Raw genomic sequence first — 18,889 nt, forward strand, 5'->3', positions numbered from 1 at the left:
CTATTTTATAATTTATAGCATTATTTACAGGCAAAGGTATTAATGCGTTTTATTATATTGTTTATGCTGTCTTTAGTTAGCTTTATTAGTATTGCTAGTTATAAACCTCAAGATAGTGATATTATTTTTCAATCCTCACAATCAAGAAAAAGCTTGGCAGTTGAACAAGCTACAAACTCTCCATACAGTCATATGGGAATTATTTTCATTAAAAATGGCAAACCATATGTTATTGAAGCTGCTAATAAAGTAATTTATACCCCGCTAAATAGTTGGATTGCGCGTGGTAAAAATAAAAAATACATCATAAAACGTTTTAAAAATCACGATCTATCCAATAACGAAATTGCTAAATTAAAGCAAGTCACAAGTAGTTTTGAAGGCAAACCTTATGATATCTGGTTTGGTTGGGACAATAATTATATCTATTGTTCTGAGTTAATCTGGAAAATTTATGATAAAGCACTTAAATTGAAAATTGGTCAATTACAAACTATCAAAGATTTTAATCTTCATCACCTGCCGTGAAGCAAAAACTAAAAGAACGTTATGGAAACAAAATTCCTTATCAAGAAACGGTTATTTCACCAGTTTCTATTTTTAATTCCCCCTTGCTGATAACGGTTGACAAACAATGGTGAATTAAAATAATGCTAAACTCTTAACTGGTGCAAAACTTTTACGATATAAATGATTAATACCATGTTCTTTTATTGCCGCTAAATGTGCTTTAGTTGGATAACCTTTATGCTTAGCAAGGCCATATTGTGGATACAACTTATCAAGCTCAACCATCTCACGATCACGTGTAACTTTAGCCAAAATTGAAGCAGCGCTAATCTCTGCCACCAATAAATCGCCTTTAATGACCGCTTGAGTTTGAATACCAAAATCAGGGCAACGATTACCATCGACTAATACAAAATTAGGTTTAATAGTTAATCCAGATACAGCACGCTGCATTGCTAGCATAGTGGCATGTAATATGTTTAATTTATCTATTTCATCCACTGAAGCGCGGGCAATATTCCACGCTAAAGCATCTTGTTTGATTATATCAAACAGCTGTTCTCGCTTTTTTTCGGTCAGTTTTTTAGAGTCAGTTAAGCCTTTAATTGGCTTGTTAGGATCTAAAATAACCGCAGCAGTCACCACATCACCACACAGTGGACCACGTCCTACTTCATCGACGCCTGCAATAAGTGTTATATCTGGATAAGTAAAGTCTAACAACAATGTACATCCTCTAATACATCGAGTACTGCTTTAGCCGCTTGTTCATCGGCATTACAACGGATTTGTTTATGCAAAGATAAAAATGTCTGTTTTAGCTCAGAATTATCATCCTCTAATAAGGGAATAATATGATTGGCGATATTTTCAGGTGTGCAATCTTGCTGTAATAACTCTGGAACCAAGGCTTTACCAGCTAAAATGTTAGGTAAAGAGACATAAGGAGTTTTAATTAATTTTTTAGCGAGCCAAAATGTGAAAGGTTTCATTTTATAACCAACAATCATAGGACATTTGGCTAACATACATTCTAGTGCCACAGTACCAGAGGCTAAAATTGCCGCATCGCTAGCAATCATTGCTTCACGGGCATGGCCATCTAATAATTGTATGTCTAGTTTTGGTGCAACTTCGGCTTTAATCTGTTCAAACTCTTTTCGTCTTTTTTCATTCACTAACGGTACAACAATATGTAAGTCAGGATAACGTTGGCGTAATAATTGCGTAGCTTCTAAAAAAGGAGTCGATAATAATGTCACTTCTGCATGGCGACTACCGGGCAATAAAGCTAAACAACGGCAATTGAGTGGCACATCTAATTGTTGACGAATAGCTATTTTATCTGGATTAAGTGGAATATCATCAGCCATCTTATGACCAATAAAGCGGCAAGGTACATCAAATTTATCATAAAAAGTTTTTTCAAACGGTAAAAAAGCTAAAATAAGATTGGTATTACGTTTAATTTTGAAAACTCGTTTTTGCTTCCAAGCCCAAACGGAGGGGCTAACGTAATGGATCGTTTTAATACCGGCTTGTTTTAATTTACCTTCTAGGGAAAGATTGAAATCAGGTGCGTCAATACCAATAAATATATCGGGGTTAAGTTCAATAAGACGTTTATTGATATCTCGGCGAATAGATAAAATACGACGTAATCGCCCCAATACTTCAACAATGCCCATAACCGATAATTCATCCATTTCATACCAAGCCTTACAACCTTCAGCTTGCATTTTAGGACCTGCTATACCAACAAATTCAATGTTGGGATGATGATTTTTTAGCGCACGAATCAATCCCGAGCCAAGAATATCGCCAGAAGTTTCTCCCGCGACTAAGGCAATGGTTAATGGTTTATTGGTCATTAACGGATAATGCCACGCGTTGAACGTGCAAAAAAGTCAACAAAGAGTTGGGCTTCAGGATATTGTTCGGCAATGGTTGCAATTTCAGATTTAGCTTCATCCAACGTTAAGCCATTTCGATAAAGGACCTTGTAGCTATTGCGAATCGCCTGTAAGGCATCTTTGCTAAAACCTCTGCGCTTTAAGCCTTCATAATTTACGCCATGAGGAGTTGCATGATTACCTTGGGCAATAACATAAGGAGGAACGTCTTGCGCAACGCCAGAACAACCGCCGATCATAACATGCGATCCAATCACACAAAATTGATGAACAGCTGTCATGCCACCAACAATGACATAATCGTCTAATTGAACATGTCCACCTAAGGTGGCATTATTTGCTAAAATACAGTGATTACCAATATAACAATCGTGCGCAACGTGGGCATTAATCATCAATAAATTATCACTACCAACACGAGTTAACTCGCCACCTTGAACTGTACCACGGTGAATAGTAACGCTTTCGCGAATCATATTGCGATCGCCGATTTCGGTACGCGTTGGCTCTCCACGATATTTTAAATCTTGGTTTACTTCACCAATTGAGACAAATTGATAAATTTGATTATCTTTACCAATTTTAGTGTGGCCATTGACGACAACGTGTGATTTTAAAAATGTTCCGTCACCAATTTCAACATTTGCACCAATAAAACAAAAAGGACCAATTTTGACGTTATCGCCGATTTTAGCACCTTTTTCAATGACTGAACTTGGGTGTATTTCTGTTGCCATAGTATTTCCTTAAAACAATTTGGAATATGTAAAATACCAAATGTTATTTACGAGCACACATCATTTCAGCTTCGCAAACTAACTTGCCATCAACGGTTGCAACACCATGGAATAACGCAATGCCACGACGCTCTTTAATATATTCAACATCCAACACAAGTTGATCACCCGGTACAACAGGACGTTTAAAACGTGCTTTGTCAATTGAAGCGAAGTAATAAAGTTGCCCTGGAGATAACTCTTCAATGCTTTTAAATGCCAAAATTCCTGTAGCTTGTGCCATAGCTTCTAAAATTAATACACCTGGGAAAATCGGTTTATTAGGGAAGTGTCCCTGAAAGAATGGTTCATTTACAGTAACATTTTTTATCGCTTTTAATGTTTTACCTTTTTCATAACTAAGTACGCGATCAACCATCAAAAATGGATAACGATGGGGTAATAAACTGATAATTTCTTCAATATCAAGGGCATTAAGTTCGGTAGTCAAAATAGCTATCCTTATACATTATTTGCTATAAATTTTATACATTATAACTGATGAAGCCTCTTTCACTCAAGGATGATTTAAAGTACAAAATATTACTTATCCTATTTTATTATCGGCACAGTAATATAAATTATTAAATAAATGATTGGTAAACACTATGTTATCTTTTGTTAAATAATATATAATAGTCGAATTAACAATCTAAAAGAATTTCTAACTTGGAGAAGTAGAATGAAATCATTGATTAAAATGACCTTAGTGAGTAGCGCAATTGTATTAGCATTAGCTGGCTGTGATAAAAAAACAGATAAAATAACAATTTCAACAGATGCACAGAAAGAGGCATATGCATTAGGTTCATCATTTGCAACATACATGAAAACAAATTTAGAACAAAATGAAATTAAACCAGATCAAGAATATTTAATCGGTGGTTTTAATGAAACATTCAGTGGTGCATCACAACTAAGTAAAGATGAAGTTAAAACTATCTTAGAGGCATTTGGTAAACGAATTCAAGAAGAAAGCCAAGCGCGTTTTGAAAAACAAAAAACCGAAAATACAGCTGCCGGTGACAAATTCCGTGAAGAATTTGCTAAACAAGATGGTGTTAAAAAAACTAAATCTGGATTGCTTTATCAAATTTTGGAAAATGGCTCAGACCATCATCCAACTGCCGATGATACCGTTATCGTTCATTATAAAGGTACTTTAACTGATGGACGTAAATTTGACAGTTCTTATGATCGTAGTGAGCCTGCTAAATTTCCTCTTAATGGTGTGATAAAAGGTTGGATTGAAGGCATCCAACTAATTGGTGTTGGTGGTAAAATTAAACTTGTTGTGCCACCAGATCTAGCTTATGGTGATCAAAACATTCCTGGTCAAGAAGGTAAAGCAGGAATCCAACCTGCATCAACATTAGTATTTGAAGTTGAATTACTTGGTATTGATAATAAAAATGATACAAATAAAGAACCAGCTGAAGAACCAACATCAGAGCCAGAGTCAGAGCAAGCTGAATAATAATCAACAGACTCACTTGTTTGATTCATTAAGCTATACACTTATTGTTATGGGTCCTGTTTATGGGACCCAATCTGCTTATTGTGCATATCAATTTGCACAAGTTTTACTATCTAATACTCCTCATACTATTAAAAATATCTTTTTTTATGCCGATGGTGTTTATAATGGTAACAGCTATACCGACCCCGCTAATGATGAATTTAACTTAGTTTCTGCATGGCAAGAATTATCTAAAAAGCACTCTTTTGCGTTAACGATTTGTGTTGCAGCAGCACAGCGACGAGGTATTATTAAAAACAATCTGGCTGATCGTTTTGAATTAACTGGTCTTGGTGAATTGAGTGAATCAATTTCAACAACAGATCGTACTATTCAGTTTTAATGTTAGGGGGGGAAATGAAAAAATTAGCAATAATTATTAGCTCGCCACCTCACGGAAATGCCAAAGGTCGAGAAGCACTAGATATCGCATTGGCTACCTCAACTTTTAACCAAATTTCTGTTTTTTTTGTCGATGATGGCGTATTTCATTTGTTACCTAATCAGCAGCCAGATGAAATTTTAATGCGTGATTATATTGCAACTTTCAATATGCTTGAGCTTTATGATATTGATAATGTGTATGTATGTGAATCTTCACTTAAATCAAGAAATCTAATGCAGCTACCTCGTAATATCCCTAGTAAACTCATTAATAATCAGTTATTAAATCAATTATTAACCATTCAAGATGTAATATTACGATTTTAGTTTTATATTGAAATACAAAATCTCACACCACAATAACAGGCTTGATATCTAAACAAAAAACATTCAGAAAACATATTGATTTTATTTATTTTTTACCTTGTTATTTTTAACAAAATAACCAATTTTTCATAAAAGATGCATTCTACATTGATATGATAGACTAATGTAGTTTCCGTAAGGTAAAAGCAAATAAATAATCCACCCTATTTTTATTATGCTTAATATAGAGTGGATTATAGTTCATTTAATTTAGCTTTTATCTTATTAAACTAGACTAATTTCTTCATTTGATCGGCAATTTTTTCGGCCTGAGTACCAACAATAATTTGCACACCTGTTTTACCTAATTTAATGACTGCCATCGCACCTAATGCTTTAGCTGTTTGTTCATCGACCAACTCTGAATCATTTACACCTAAACGTAAGCGTGTAATACAAGAATCAATATTGATTAGATTCTCTTTACCACCTACAACTGCTAAATATTGTTCAGCAAGTTTAGATGTATCACCAATTTCTTGTTTTTTCGGAGTTTTTTCAGTTGATGAAAGTGTAGTATCTTCATCTTCACGACCAGGTGTTTTAAGATTAAATTTAATAATAACAAAACGGAATACCATATAGTAGACCACAAAGAACACTAAGCCTTGAAGAATTAGCATAGACCAATGTACTGCTAGTGGATTTCCTGACTGAAGCAACATATCTATCAGGCCAGCGCTAAAACCAAATCCACATATCCATTGCATAGTCGCAGCAATAAACAATGAGATACCTGTTAAAACCGCATGGATAAAATAAAGCACTGGTGCAACAAACATAAAGGCAAATTCTAATGGCTCAGTAATACCAGTAAAAAATGCAGCAATAGAGGCCGCAAACATAATTGATGCGGTTTTCTCTTTATTGCCTTTTTTAGCTGTATGGTACATGGCTAATGCTGCACCAGGCAGGCCAAACATCATAACAGGGAAGAATCCAGCTTGGTAACGACCAGTAATACCTACAACAGCTTTACCTGCATCAATAGAGCTTTGTCCGCCTAAGAAATAAGGAATATCATTGATACCAGCCACGTCAAACCAGAATACTGAGTTTAAAGCATGATGTAAACCGACCGGAATAAGTAAACGATTGAAGAATCCATAAATACCTGCGCCAGCAGAGCCTAATCCTTGAATCAGTTGACCAAAATATTCTAATCCGCTATAAACAACAGGCCAAATAAAATAGAAGAGTACAGACACAAGTAACATCACAACTGAGACAATAATAGGAACAAAGCGCTTACCGCTGAAAAAAGCTAATGCCTTATGCAACTCGATGGAACTAAATCGATTGTATAACTCTGCTGAAATAATCCCAACTAAAATGCCAATAAATTGATTGTTGATACTATTAAATGCTGGTGGTACTAGTTTTTGCCAATCTTTAACTGCTTTTATATCTATTCCATGAAAAAACGCAATAGATTCCGGTGATAATAAGGTAGTGATAATTAAAAAACCCACTAAACCAGAAAGCGCGGCAGCTCCATCCTTATCTTTAGACATACCATAAGCCACACCAATAGCAAAAAGTATTGGCATATTACTTAGAATAGCACTCCCAGATGTCACTAAAAATTTAGCAACAATACTAGCATCCCATTCCATCAGTCCAAACAAGTTTACATGACTAACCCACTCTATATGGCTAACCCACTGACCAATCCCAAGTAGTATTGCAGCAGCTGGTAATACCGCTACAGGTACCATCAGTGAGCGCCCGATACGTTGTAAATAAGCTAAAATTCCCATAAGTTAACCTCATATATTATTGAACTATACCTATAAAGTATAAAAAACACTTTTAGGTATCAGTAATCACTTTATTCATATTTCATATCATATTATTTTACTTAGCAAATTAATTGTTTATTTTTTGTGACTTTTATCACTATTTTTTTGGATTAATTCCTTTAATATAGTAAAATAAAGCCAACATATTTTACTTTAAAAAAAAAGAAACCATTTTAATTATATCAGAAGAGGTGTTATTACATGAGACTTATTCCGTTAGAAAATGCACAAGAAGTCGGCGCCTGGGTAGCACAACGTATTGTTAATAAGATTAACCAATTCAAACCAACCGCTGGCCGTCCATTTTTACTGGGCTTACCAACAGGAAGCTCACCGTTAGTTATGTATCAACAACTGATTAAGCAGTATAAAGCAGGTCATGTTAGCTTTAAACATGTAGTGACTTTTAATATGGATGAATATGTAGGACTCCCTGAAGATCACCCTCAAAGCTATCACACATTTATGTACGAAAATTTCTTTAACCATATTGATATTGATAAAAACAACATCCATATATTAAATGGTAATGCGCCAGATATTGATGAAGAATGTCGTCAATATGAAGCAAAGATCAAAGCTTATGGTAAAATCAATATTTTTGTAGGTGGTGTTGGTCAAGATGGACATATCGCATTTAATGAACCAGGATCTTCACTTTGCTCTCGTACTCGTATCAAAACATTAACTGAAGATACACGAATTGCAAATTCTCGCTTTTTTGATAATGATGTTAATCAAGTACCAAAACATGCGCTAACTATTGGTGTTGCCACTTTAATGGATGCTCAGGAAGTCATTTTGTTAGTTTGTGGCCATAACAAAAGTTTAGCGTTACAAGCCGGTGTTGAAGGTAGTGTTAATCATCTTTGGACAGTGACCGCACTACAAATGCATCCAGCATCAATTATTGTCTGTGATGAACCAAGTACTGATGATCTTAAAGTGAAAACACTAAAATATTTTAAACAAATGGAAGCTGATAATCTTAAAGTAACCGTTTTATAAAGGACAAATCAATGTACGCATTAACAAATTGTCGTATTTATACAGGTTATGAAATTCTTGAAAATCACGCCGTTATTATCAACGGAGATAAAATTGCACAGATCTGCAAACAAGACGAGTTACCTGTGGATATTAAAATTGAAAATTTACAAGGTGCAATAGTTGCACCTGGTTTTATTGATATTCAAGTCAATGGCTGTGGTGGGGTGCAATTTAATGAAACACTTGATGCACTAAGCATTGAGACATTAGAAGCAATGCAAGCAACAAATCTAACTTATGGATGTACAAGTTATTTACCGACTTTAATTACATCAACTGATGAATTTATGATAAAGGCGGTTAAAGTGATGCGTGAATATTTAACTACGCATGCCAATCAAGCGCTTGGTTTGCATCTTGAAGGTCCTTATATTAGTCCAGAAAAGAAAGGCATTCATGACGAAAATATTATTCGTCAACCTTCGCAAAAAATGATTGATTTTCTATGTGAAAATGCTGATGTCATTAAAATTATTACCTTAGCACCAGAAAAAGTTGAAAGTCATTTTATCAAGCAACTGGTTAACGCAGGTATTCATGTTTCTGTTGGGCATTCCAATGGTCATTATGATGATTGTCGTCGTGGATTTAACGATGGTATTCGTTTAGGAACTCACCTATTTAATGCCATGCCTTATATTTCTGGACGAGAACCGGGTGTAGTTGGTGCAATTTATGATGAACCTGAAGTGTATGTTGGCATTATTGCTGATGGTCAACATGTCAGTTGGGCAAATATTCGCAATAGTCACAAAATTAAACAAGATCATTTAATCTTAATTACCGATGCAATGCTACTTGCTGGCTCTAATTTAGAATCTGGCATATTTGCAGGTAAAACCATTTATTATAAAAATGGTCGCTGTGTGGACGAAAACGGCACTCTTGGTGGTTCAGCATTAACCATGATTGATGCAGTAAAAAATGCTGTGGAATATGTAGGCATTGCGTTAGATGAAGCGTTAAGAATGGCGACACTTTACCCTGCCAAAGCAATTGGTGTAGATAAACATCTTGGTAGTATTAGTGAAGGTAAAATTGCAAACCTTGTTATCTTTAATCGTGACTTTACGGTAGTGAAAACGGTTGTTAATGGAGAAATGAATCGCTAGAATGTCAGATAATTAATGAAAAATATTGAGTAATATATGACATTTAATTATCTGAACTTAGTTGGTAACGCTGAATTAATCAAACAGCTAAATTATGCAATGATTTATCGTTTGATTGTTCAGCAAGCTCCGGTTTCTCGTATTCAATTGGCCGAAATTAGTCAATTAGCACCTGCAAGTATTACCAAAATAACCCGCCAACTTCTTAAAAAAAAATTAATTAAGGAAGTCGATGCCCAACAGTCAACGGGAGGCCGACCTGCGGTTTCAATTGAAGCTAAATTCGGACACTACCAAGCCATTGCTATACAATTAAGCCGTTCTCATATCACCATTGAGCTTTTTGACTTAGGGGCTAATTGCCTAATATCCAAAAGATATTCTCTTACTCATTTTACCGAACAGCAAGTACAAACACACTTAATCACATTAACTAAAGAATTCATTCAGAAAAATAGCAAAAAAATAAAACAGTTAATCGCAATATCTATTGTACTTCCGGGCTTAATTGATTCGGTCAATGGCATTGTCCGCTATACACCACATATTCAAGTGAAAGAGTGGGCTTTAGCTGAAGTACTGCAAGAGCAATTTAATGTATCTATTTTTGTCGGGAATGATATTCAAAGCTTAGCGTTAGCTGAAAATTATTTTGGTTCGACACAAAATGTTGATGATTCCATTTTAATCCGTGTACACCGTGGTGTAGGCTCTGGGGTTATCGTTAACCAGCAACTGCTAACAAATCATAATCAGAGTGCTTGCGAAGTTGGACATATTCAAGTCGACGCATTAGGTGAACGCTGCCATTGCGGTAACTTTGGTTGTTTAGAAAACCGCGTAGTCAATAAAGCCATTGAAAACCGGGCGAAACAGATGATTGAGCAAGGCTATAGATCAAAATTAACAACAGATCACTGTGATATTAACTATATCTGTCAATATGCTAATCAAGGAGATGAGCTAGCGATAAAACTAGTCAAAGATGCAGGTGAAAACCTTGGCAGGGCAGTTGCAATTATGGTTAACATCTTCAATCCACAACGAATCGTATTAGCAGGTGAAATCACTAAGTCACCAGAAATACTATTAAACGCAGTCAATAGTGCATTAAATGCTCAAAGCTTAGAAGGTTTACGAAAAAATCTGACCATTACTTGTTCATCACTTAACGATAGATCGGCAATTGGGGCATTTGCACTAGTGCAGCAAGCTTTATTTAATGGATCGTTATTAATGACATTATTAGACGATACACAACAGTAATTTATTGTGATAAAAAATAAAGCCCGACCAATTAATCGGGCTTTGCTATATTATTTCTAAATTTAGGCTAAAATGCGTAACATTCTTCGTAATGGTTCAGCCGCACCCCATAATAATTGGTCACCCACTGTAAAAGCAGAAAGATAATCTTTGCCCATATTCAATTTTCGTAAACGCCCAACCGGTGTCGTTAACGTACCAGTAACAGCTGCTGGCGTTAATTCCTTCATGGATAATTGACGATCATTAGGTACGACTTTTACCCAATCATTATGAGCGGCAAGCAGTTTTTCAATTTCAGGGATACTGATATCTTTTTTCAATTTAATGGTAAAAGCTTGGCTATGACAACGTAGTGCCCCGATACGAATACAAAGTCCATCAACTGGAATAATTTGACTGGTACCTAAGATTTTATTGGTTTCAGCTTGTCCTTTCCATTCCTCTTTACTTTGACCATTATCAAGCGCCTTATCGATCCAAGGAATTAAACTACCGGCTAATGGCACACCGAAGTTATCAGTAGGCAAACTACCATCACGCATTTTTTGGGTCACTTTTCTCTCAATATCTAAAATAGAAGAATGCGGATTTTGTAACTCTTCGGCAACCTCAGCATTTAGCATGCCCATTTGAGTAAGCAGTTCACGCATATGGCGCGCACCACCACCTGAAGCAGCTTGATAAGTTGAAACCGAAACCCAATCAACAAGATTTTCGGCAAATAAACCACCGAGAGACATTAACATTAAGCTCACAGTACAATTACCACCAACAAAGGTTTTAATACCTTTATCTAAAGCAGCATCAATGTTAGCTTTGTTCACTGGATCGAGCACGATAATTGCATCATCAGCCATACGTAATGTTGATGCTGCATCAATCCAATAACCTTGCCAGCCCGTTGCGCGTAATTTTGCATAAATCTCGGAGGTATAATCACCACCTTGACAAGTAACAATAATATCTAACGCTTTTAATGCATCAATATTATCTGCACTTTGTAATGTGCCTGTTTTACCGCCAAAAGTAGGAGCAGCTTGACCTGCTTGAGAAGTAGAAAAGAAAACTGGATTGATATAATCAAAATCGTGTTCTTCAACCATACGTTGCATAAGAACAGAACCTACCATTCCACGCCAACCGACAAAACCAACATTTTTCATATTTTATTTCCAAAAGTAGATGTTATATTGATAGATATTTTATCTATTAAAACAAAATATCATCATAAAACAAGTAAGATAAGAATTATTTTTACATAAGAATAAATAATAACGTGGTGTTATATATTGAAAGACAAAACAACGACAATAACAAACAAAAAAACAAATCAGCATTTGTACCAAATACTTTTTCTGAATAATTTTATTTTTTCCAATGATCAGGTTATTAGCCGACTTATTTATAACGGCTTATACGTCTCTAACACTTTTCTTAGTTAGAATACTTCTTCGTTGTGTTGGCACAAACAGAGTAAAAAAGTTGTCTATTTTATATGTTTTGCCGGATGCTTTATTCCCTTTTATTTATCATACAAAATAGTACTTCCTTTTTTAAAGAAACATTAGATGAGCTCCCGGGATTTTCACTCGTTCTATTATTGGGTTTAGGTTTTGTCAGTATTATTTTCTATGATTATTAAAATTATCAAATGTATAATTGTGAAGATGAACAAAATATAAAACGATTAAATAATAAAGAACATAATAAAAAATACAGAAGAGCAATAAAGAAACAAGAAAGAAAAAGACTAAAAAAACTTGAAAAGAACTCAAATAAATAACTTAATCATAAAATTCAAATGACTGTTAACTTAGCGCATATGGATATATGACAAAGATGTAAACATTATTAATAGTTAAATTATTTATAGGGCATATTATAGAATTTGGTGACAGAATTAACTGTCACCTGTAAATAGAAAATACACAAAATATAGGATGAGATCAGAAATCCTCATCCTGGCTTTTATTATCCATTATTGAAACAATGTTATATCGTTCAATACTTTTTACCGATACATCAATTACTTCTGATAGCAAATCATTCAATTTATTTCCGTCATCAGTTCTTAATGTAAAAGTTGTCAATAACATTGGAATATTAACACCCGCTATGACTTCTAATCGAGGATATTTAGAAACCAAATTAACCAACGTATTAAACGGTGTCCCTCCTTTTAAATCAACAAAACATAAAACATCAGAGCTTTCACGGGTTAACTTTTCTAACTTCTGCTCAATCTGCTGTTGAAAATCATCTAAAGATTGCCCCATTAGAAAAGGCACTGCCTCACATTGAGCTTGTTTACCACAAATCATTTCAACTGTTTCAATCATGCCATTAGCTGAAGATCCATGAGTACTTACTAATACTGCAATCATTGATATTGCACTCCTTAATAATCCAAGCAACGATAATAACGACGAATTGTCATTGGATGACGATTTAAATGCTCAACATATGCATCAATACGATTATTAATAGCTCGAAAAACAAATGGAGAAAGATTGCCACGATATTTTTCTGATATACCTGGTAATTCGTAGTCTTTAGTATCAATGATAGTGTAATTTCCGCAAATTTTAGGTAAAAACCGTGCAACCCTTTCACTTAATGGGCGCTGAGTATCCTCACCAACATAAACAGTAACAGCTGTATCACGATCGATAACTTCTAAAGTACCATGGAAAAATTCGGCTGATTCAATGGATTTTGAGCGTAACCAATGTTGTTCTTCCCAATAACACATTGCATGTGAATAAGTTGCACCCCATTGATTTCCTGCTCCCACAAAATAATGCATCGCATCATTATGATGTTTTTCAGCAACTTCTTGTCCAAATTTATCAGCTTTTTTGGCTACAGCGACGATATTTTTTGCAAAATGTTGATCCATTTGTTGATAAAATTCATCATAATCAGAAAACTCATCAGCTAAAAACATTAAACGATCAGCAGTCATAAAGAATTTTAATTGCTCATTCATTGGGTAAGAGATAACATGATCAGCCATTTTACCTAATGGGGAATCAGCTTTATCCAAAAAAGCTAAAACTGTAGCGCCGACTTCTTTTTGAATCTTATCGATAGCTTGAACTACCTCTTGGGTTGAGCCCGTAACAGATGAAATAATAATCAATGTATCTTTAGTAATTCTCTTATTACCTGTTACTAAGTATTCAGCTGCATGTTGAATAAAAGTTTCAATAGCTGATTTTTCTTTCATGTGTACAACTGCTTGCATTGAAGATGCATAAGTACCACCAATACCCAACCAACAAACATTGCTATAACCACGTTTGTGGATTTGATCGATAAATTGATTGATTTTTGGACGTAAAGCTAATGCGCCATTCATGCTGTCTAGTTCTTTTTGTTCATCAAATTTTCTCATTTTATAATCCTCTTAATTTTAGATTTAGTTATTTGGTCAAATTCTGGATATGTTGATTTTTCAAGATTGTTTCCTTTTAATTGTGATACTTGATAACTTAATAAGTGAATAGGTATTGTCATAAATAACGAAGTTAACAATTCATCACATTTAATATTTAGGCATAAATCCCTTGCGTTGAAGCAACTGGTGGTGTTTGCATAAATGGTTGAAATATTGGGAATATACTGCTTTAAAAATTCTTTTAAAGATTCCGCTCGTTGTGTTAGTCGCCCATGAGGTTCGATAAAAATAATACAATCATCTGTATGTAGACCTAAGTATGGACCATGCATATACTCCTCTAGTTCTTTACCAAAAGCAGTATTTCTTACTGTTTCTGTGAATTTGGTCTCCCCTTCTCTGGCTACACCATAAGTTGCACCATAACCAATCAAAATCACTCTTTTAGAATGATAAAAAAGATCTTGATGTTGATTTACCCAAGCCTGTGATTGTTTAATGATTTGTGGTAGTGACTGAGTTATTTTTTGTATCTGATTAAAATATAATTCAAATTGCTCTTGATTTATTTTCCCTATTTTTTGACCAATAGTTAACGTGATTAATATTAAATCGAGAATCGTTACACTATAACCAGCACTTACATAAGGCATTTCTTCAACCGGCATTCCCATAGATAACACATGGTTGCTTACCTGATATAATGGGCTTTGTGAATTACTGGTAAGTGTGTAAATAGTTTGATTGTTATGAACAAATTGTTCAACCAAGTGAATAGTTGAGTAGCTTTCTCCCCCTTGTGAAATAGCAAGATACAAGGTATTAAGATCACCATAGTGTAAGTAATTGGCTGCCATTGATGGATCTTCAATATAGACAGGCACCTTTAATAATTGGCTCATTAAAGGTCTTGCACCATAAGCGGCATTAGCACTTGAACCTGTTGCAAATATAACAATTGCGTTAAGTTGTTTGACTTTACTTAAATCAATGGTATTGCCAAATAATGTTTGATGGTTATTTAAAATATTTTGATAATATTCAGGTTCTAATGCGACATAATCTGCGATACTTTTCATTTTTTTCTCCTTACTAGCCTAATAATCCACTCCAAGCACCAAAAATACCAATAGCAGCAATTAATAAGAGAATCCAGTGGGCTTTAATCCCTTTTTTGACTAACACAAAGATAAATAGTGTAAAAAGTAAAGGTAAGATTTGTGGCATAACACCATCAAAAATATCTTGTAAAGATGAAGCGTTTGTGCCCGAACCTAATTTTAATGGCATATTTAATGTCACCATGGTGGCAACCATAGCCCCAACCACACAAAGTCCCAAAACTGATGCGCCATAGGATAATTTATCCATTAGTCCAGTCTTTTGAACTTTTTCAATAAACGATGCCCCAATGTTATATCCGATTAATAAACCAAAATAACGTACTAACATTGCAGGAATATTAAAAATTAATAAAAATAAAAGAGGACCTAAAATATTACCTTCAAGTGCTAAAGAAGTACCTATTCCGGTCGCTATAACACGTAGTGTTCCCCAGAAAAATGAATCACCTAAACCACTTAATGGTCCCATTAACGCTATTTTGACGTCATTAACAGAGCTTTTATCAAAATTACTATCTGTCGCATTTTGTTCTTCCATAGCAATAGAAATTCCTAAAGGAAAAGTGATTAACCATGGTGTAATATTGTAGAATTCTAAATGCCGTTGATAAGCATCAGTTAATTCTTCTTTGTTATTGCTGTAAATTTTATCTAAAGCAGGACGCATAGCATAGGAATAACCTAAGTTCATTTGTCGTTCATAATTCCATGACCACTCAGCAGTAAAAGATCGCCAGAACGTCCTTGTTAATTCTTTATTGGTTATTAATTTAGAATTCTTCATTTTCATAATTGATCTCCTGTATACCTAAAGTGTCGTCAGTATTATTATTTAACCTTTGATTACCATCCTCTATTACGTCTTTTTTTCCATTAAATGCGGAATAACCTGTCAAAATTAGAGCAATACACGCACCGAAGATGGCCACTCCAGTAACAGGCACTTTCATATAAACAGCCAAAGCAAAACCAAGAACAAAGAATGTTGCATTGGTTTTTTTTATCATTATTTTCATTAACATAGCAAAGCCAAACGCAGGTAATAATCCTGTTGCTATACCTAAACCATCTATAATAAATTTAGGAATCATTTCTAATAAGTCATTGATAGCAGAACTGCCAAATAGATAAGATAATCCTACAACTAAACCAATTGGAAGATTAACAGAAAAGAATCCACCTAATAGATTCATTCGATCCATTCCTTTACCATTACCTTCACATGCGTATTGATCGGCTTTATGAACAAAATAAGGAAGGATAAAAAGAAAGCATAAGTTTTTAACTAATAAAACAAATGAAGCAATCGGAATACCTAGCGTTAAAGCTATTTCCGTACTTTTACCTGCACCTATTGCAAAGGCGGTACCTAAAATACTCCCTGAGATAATTTCAGGGGGAATAGATGCCCCAATAGAAAACGATCCAACAAAAGCTAATTCTAATGTTGCCCCAATAATAATGCCTTGTGTGATGTCCCCCATGACTAAACCAGCTAAGGTACAAGTCACTAATGGTCTTGATAACATTGATGAACCTAAAAAATATTCACCGTTTGCTAACATCGCAATCAAAGCTAAAAAAATGGCTGTTAATTCGATACTCATTTTATGTATCCTCTAAACTATTTTTCAAATTTTTGCTTTAATTCATTTGGAACTTGTTGAATGTAGACATCAACTCCATCTTGTTGTAATCCTGTCAATAAATCTGCTTCTAGATCGGTTAGATTAATAGTTTTAGAATAATTTTTGGTTCCTTCTCGAGGCTTAGTTCCACCTAAATTGAGGCTTACTATTTTATCTTGAGTGTTTCGTATTAGTTTTTCAGCGTCAGCAACAGATTCAACAACAATTAGCATTTGATATTTGTCGGTTATACCTGAATTAATAGCTTCAATGCTGTCATCTATTGATTTCATCACTAATTTTGCATCTTCAGGCTTAGCTAAACGAATGGCAGACTTACGTAATTCATCACTTGCAACAATATCGTTGGCAACTAAAATAGTATTTGCTCCAACATTTTTGAACCATGAAACAACAACTTGACCATGTAATAAGCGATGATCAACACGTAATAATTTAATCATTGGTGTACCTCCTAGGTGAAATCGACCACATATTTAGTATTGCAAGCAAACTTATATTCAATGGCAATTGGTTCGCTATTAATATCAAAATAGTGATTAGAAATTTTAAATAATGGATCATTTATTTTGCACTGTAACTGTTTGGCTAATTCAGCATTGGCTGCAGTTAACTGCAAATCTTGTTCTAATTTATCTACTTTTCTCTTTCCTGAGTTAGTAATTTCGAGCGATGATAAAACTTTTATTATGGAAACTTGAAAGTCAGGAAAATAGCTAAGAGGCAATAAAAAAATTTCTTTCACTACATTTTTTTCAGAGACCTCTAAAAAGCTAATGTAATACATGAGTTCAGTAGGCTTTATTTTTAATAATTGACTATAATAGTTTCCTGCTTGCCTTAGGTAAGATTCTTTAATAACTTTCTTATGATTTCCATAAATATGAGGTTTAATAATGCCTGTCATTTTTAGAATCGTTTGAGTGGAAAGAGTTGGTGCAACGAATAAACCAACACCTTTTTTCCTGACAACTAAATTTTTATCAACTAATATATCAATTGCTTTTCGAATAGTTGTTCTACTTACATCATAATCTTTTTGTAATTTTCCTTCTGGGGGTAATTCTGAACCTACGCCATATTGTCCTGCTTTAATTTGCTCCATTAAATGAGCTGCTATTTTTACAAATAAACTCATTTATATTTTTCCCCGTAATCAAAAATATTTTTAGCAGACAAATGATATCTAAATTTATTTCCTACTAAATATTGAACGGTATGTTCAAAAGGCTGAAAATTAATATCAAAACTGTAACTTGACACCTTATAAATTGGTGTACCTTCAATCAATTGTAAATACGTTGCTTTATCCTTGGTTACTACTTCATAAGTAATCTCTTCACGCCCGTGGCTTGGAACAAGGTGGTAGTGATCTTTCAAAAACTGATAAAGAGAAACATTATTTAAATCCATTTGATCTAGTTTTTTGAACTTTTGGGATGATAAGTAGGTAATTTCATATGATAGTGGCATTGCACCTAATACACGCTGTCTTATAATTCTAGTTAAATGTTCATTTGAACCAAAAAATATTCTTAGTTCAGCGGGCATTGTAATGATTTTATTAGAAATGACTTTTATTTTGATTTGAGCATTATCAGCTTGTTTAACTTCTTCACTTAATGAAGACATTTTTAACATATTTATTTCAAAAGCTTTACTACATTCTAAATTTTTCCCATTATTGAATAAATAGCCTTCTAGCATTAAGCTATGTAATGCTTTTTTTACTGTTGTTCGACTAACATTAAAGTGTTCAGCAAGCCCTCTTTCTGTTGGTATTTTCTTAATAACAGACGGATTTGCTTTAATTTGTTCTTCAACATAAGTTTTAGAGGCAACATCACGATATTCCAAAGGCACTTCCCCCATTTTTTGGATTCATTTATCCAAAATGTGTATTTAAATCTACACAACAATCTGTGAAAAAGAAATAAAAAAATACATGTTGCTAATTTTTAGTGCCAATATTGTTGTCTTGATCACAATTTTCAGTATCAATACACAAAATCAAA

General features: G+C 34.2%; 21 protein-coding genes. 7 read left to right on the forward strand and 14 right to left on the reverse strand.

Translation table 11 applies throughout. The features are described 5' to 3' along the window. The first annotated feature begins 42 nt into the window (after positions 1 to 42). Complete coding sequence (locus GYX25_RS07920; RefSeq protein WP_202983843.1) at positions 43 to 528, forward strand: YiiX/YebB-like N1pC/P60 family cysteine hydrolase; 486 nt, start codon at positions 43 to 45, stop codon at positions 526 to 528. Between the two features lie 114 nt (positions 529 to 642). On the opposite strand, the gene rnhB is transcribed toward GYX25_RS07920, so the two are convergent. From rnhB to fabZ, 4 genes are read right to left on the reverse strand one after another with little or no spacing between them, the layout of a single operon-like run. Then, entirely contained in the window at positions 643 to 1,233 is a 591-nt protein-coding gene (rnhB, locus tag GYX25_RS07925; protein ID WP_091348031.1) for a ribonuclease HII, read from the reverse strand. After that, entirely contained in the window at positions 1,227 to 2,381 is a 1,155-nt protein-coding gene (gene lpxB, locus GYX25_RS07930; protein WP_174787122.1) for a lipid-A-disaccharide synthase, read from the reverse strand. The genes rnhB and lpxB overlap by 7 nt, the downstream gene beginning before the upstream one ends. Beyond that, the gene (gene lpxA / locus GYX25_RS07935) at positions 2,381 to 3,160 is read right to left on the reverse strand and encodes an acyl-ACP--UDP-N-acetylglucosamine O-acyltransferase (protein ID WP_091348037.1); all 780 of its coding nucleotides are present in this window, start codon (positions 3,158 to 3,160) and stop codon (positions 2,381 to 2,383) included. The genes lpxB and lpxA overlap by 1 nt, the downstream gene beginning before the upstream one ends. A gap of 43 nt (positions 3,161 to 3,203) precedes the next feature. Next, complete coding sequence (gene fabZ / locus GYX25_RS07940) at positions 3,204 to 3,650, reverse strand: 3-hydroxyacyl-ACP dehydratase FabZ (RefSeq protein ID WP_091348040.1); 447 nt, start codon at positions 3,648 to 3,650, stop codon at positions 3,204 to 3,206. A gap of 231 nt (positions 3,651 to 3,881) precedes the next feature. Here fabZ and fkpA point away from each other — a divergent pair, with 231 nt between their 5' ends. The 3 genes from fkpA to tusC are packed head-to-tail and all read left to right on the forward strand — an operon-like array spanning position 3,882 to position 5,429. Beyond that, positions 3,882 to 4,676 carry an FKBP-type peptidyl-prolyl cis-trans isomerase gene (gene fkpA / locus GYX25_RS07945; protein WP_091348043.1) on the forward strand — a complete coding sequence of 265 codons (795 nt, stop codon included), beginning with the start codon at positions 3,882 to 3,884 and terminating at the stop codon, positions 4,674 to 4,676. A gap of 16 nt (positions 4,677 to 4,692) precedes the next feature. Beyond that, positions 4,693 to 5,061, forward strand: a complete 369-nt coding sequence (tusD, locus tag GYX25_RS07950; RefSeq protein ID WP_202983844.1) for a sulfurtransferase complex subunit TusD — start codon at positions 4,693 to 4,695, stop codon at positions 5,059 to 5,061. Positions 5,062 to 5,075: 14 nt separating this feature from the next. Further along, complete coding sequence (tusC, locus tag GYX25_RS07955) at positions 5,076 to 5,429, forward strand: sulfurtransferase complex subunit TusC (RefSeq protein WP_091348049.1); 354 nt, start codon at positions 5,076 to 5,078, stop codon at positions 5,427 to 5,429. A 269-nt stretch (positions 5,430 to 5,698) separates the two neighbouring features. Here the strand turns inward: tusC and nagE are convergent, their stop codons facing one another. Continuing rightward, the gene (gene nagE / locus GYX25_RS07960) at positions 5,699 to 7,228 is read right to left on the reverse strand and encodes an N-acetylglucosamine-specific PTS transporter subunit IIBC (protein ID WP_091348052.1); all 1,530 of its coding nucleotides are present in this window, start codon (positions 7,226 to 7,228) and stop codon (positions 5,699 to 5,701) included. Between the two features lie 243 nt (positions 7,229 to 7,471). Here nagE and nagB point away from each other — a divergent pair, with 243 nt between their 5' ends. Genes nagB through GYX25_RS07975 form a run of 3 tightly spaced genes read left to right on the forward strand, consistent with a single transcriptional unit; the run spans position 7,472 to position 10,698 of the window. Next, positions 7,472 to 8,278, forward strand: a complete 807-nt coding sequence (gene nagB, locus GYX25_RS07965; protein ID WP_091348055.1) for a glucosamine-6-phosphate deaminase — start codon at positions 7,472 to 7,474, stop codon at positions 8,276 to 8,278. Between the two features lie 11 nt (positions 8,279 to 8,289). After that, complete coding sequence (gene nagA / locus GYX25_RS07970) at positions 8,290 to 9,432, forward strand: N-acetylglucosamine-6-phosphate deacetylase (protein ID WP_174787123.1); 1,143 nt, start codon at positions 8,290 to 8,292, stop codon at positions 9,430 to 9,432. Positions 9,433 to 9,468: 36 nt separating this feature from the next. Beyond that, positions 9,469 to 10,698, forward strand: coding sequence for an ROK family protein (locus GYX25_RS07975; RefSeq protein WP_174787124.1), 1,230 nt, complete (start codon positions 9,469 to 9,471; stop codon positions 10,696 to 10,698). Positions 10,699 to 10,760: 62 nt separating this feature from the next. On the opposite strand, the gene asd is transcribed toward GYX25_RS07975, so the two are convergent. The 9 genes from asd to GYX25_RS08020 form a co-directional block, all read right to left on the reverse strand. Then, positions 10,761 to 11,864, reverse strand: coding sequence for an aspartate-semialdehyde dehydrogenase (gene asd, locus GYX25_RS07980; protein WP_174787125.1), 1,104 nt, complete (start codon positions 11,862 to 11,864; stop codon positions 10,761 to 10,763). A 783-nt stretch (positions 11,865 to 12,647) separates the two neighbouring features. Continuing rightward, positions 12,648 to 13,085 (reverse strand): PTS sugar transporter subunit IIA, encoded by a 438-nt coding sequence (locus tag GYX25_RS07985; protein WP_174787126.1) that lies wholly within the window; start codon positions 13,083 to 13,085, stop codon positions 12,648 to 12,650. Between the two features lie 14 nt (positions 13,086 to 13,099). Then, positions 13,100 to 14,098, reverse strand: coding sequence for an SIS domain-containing protein (locus GYX25_RS07990; protein ID WP_174787127.1), 999 nt, complete (start codon positions 14,096 to 14,098; stop codon positions 13,100 to 13,102). Next, complete coding sequence (locus GYX25_RS07995; protein ID WP_174787128.1) at positions 14,095 to 15,180, reverse strand: SIS domain-containing protein; 1,086 nt, start codon at positions 15,178 to 15,180, stop codon at positions 14,095 to 14,097. The genes GYX25_RS07990 and GYX25_RS07995 overlap by 4 nt, the downstream gene beginning before the upstream one ends. 13 nt (positions 15,181 to 15,193) lie before the next feature. After that, positions 15,194 to 16,015: a PTS system mannose/fructose/sorbose family transporter subunit IID gene (locus GYX25_RS08000; protein ID WP_160402183.1), complete on the reverse strand. Its 822-nt coding sequence runs from the start codon at positions 16,013 to 16,015 to the stop codon at positions 15,194 to 15,196. After that, the gene (locus GYX25_RS08005; protein WP_174787129.1) at positions 15,996 to 16,832 is read right to left on the reverse strand and encodes a PTS mannose/fructose/sorbose/N-acetylgalactosamine transporter subunit IIC; all 837 of its coding nucleotides are present in this window, start codon (positions 16,830 to 16,832) and stop codon (positions 15,996 to 15,998) included. Before GYX25_RS08005 ends, GYX25_RS08000 begins: the two co-directional genes overlap by 20 nt. Positions 16,833 to 16,849: 17 nt before the next feature. Beyond that, positions 16,850 to 17,317 (reverse strand): PTS sugar transporter subunit IIB, encoded by a 468-nt coding sequence (locus GYX25_RS08010; protein ID WP_174787130.1) that lies wholly within the window; start codon positions 17,315 to 17,317, stop codon positions 16,850 to 16,852. 11 nt (positions 17,318 to 17,328) lie between these two features. Continuing rightward, complete coding sequence (locus tag GYX25_RS08015) at positions 17,329 to 18,012, reverse strand: GntR family transcriptional regulator (RefSeq protein ID WP_174787131.1); 684 nt, start codon at positions 18,010 to 18,012, stop codon at positions 17,329 to 17,331. Further along, entirely contained in the window at positions 18,009 to 18,746 is a 738-nt protein-coding gene (locus tag GYX25_RS08020) for a GntR family transcriptional regulator (protein ID WP_174787132.1), read from the reverse strand. Before GYX25_RS08020 ends, GYX25_RS08015 begins: the two co-directional genes overlap by 4 nt. Positions 18,747 to 18,889: the final 143 nt, after the last annotated feature.

Source organism: Gilliamella sp. ESL0254, assembly GCF_013344985.1.
In the GTDB taxonomy this organism is placed as follows: Bacteria; Pseudomonadota; Gammaproteobacteria; order Enterobacterales; family Orbaceae; genus Gilliamella; species Gilliamella bombicola.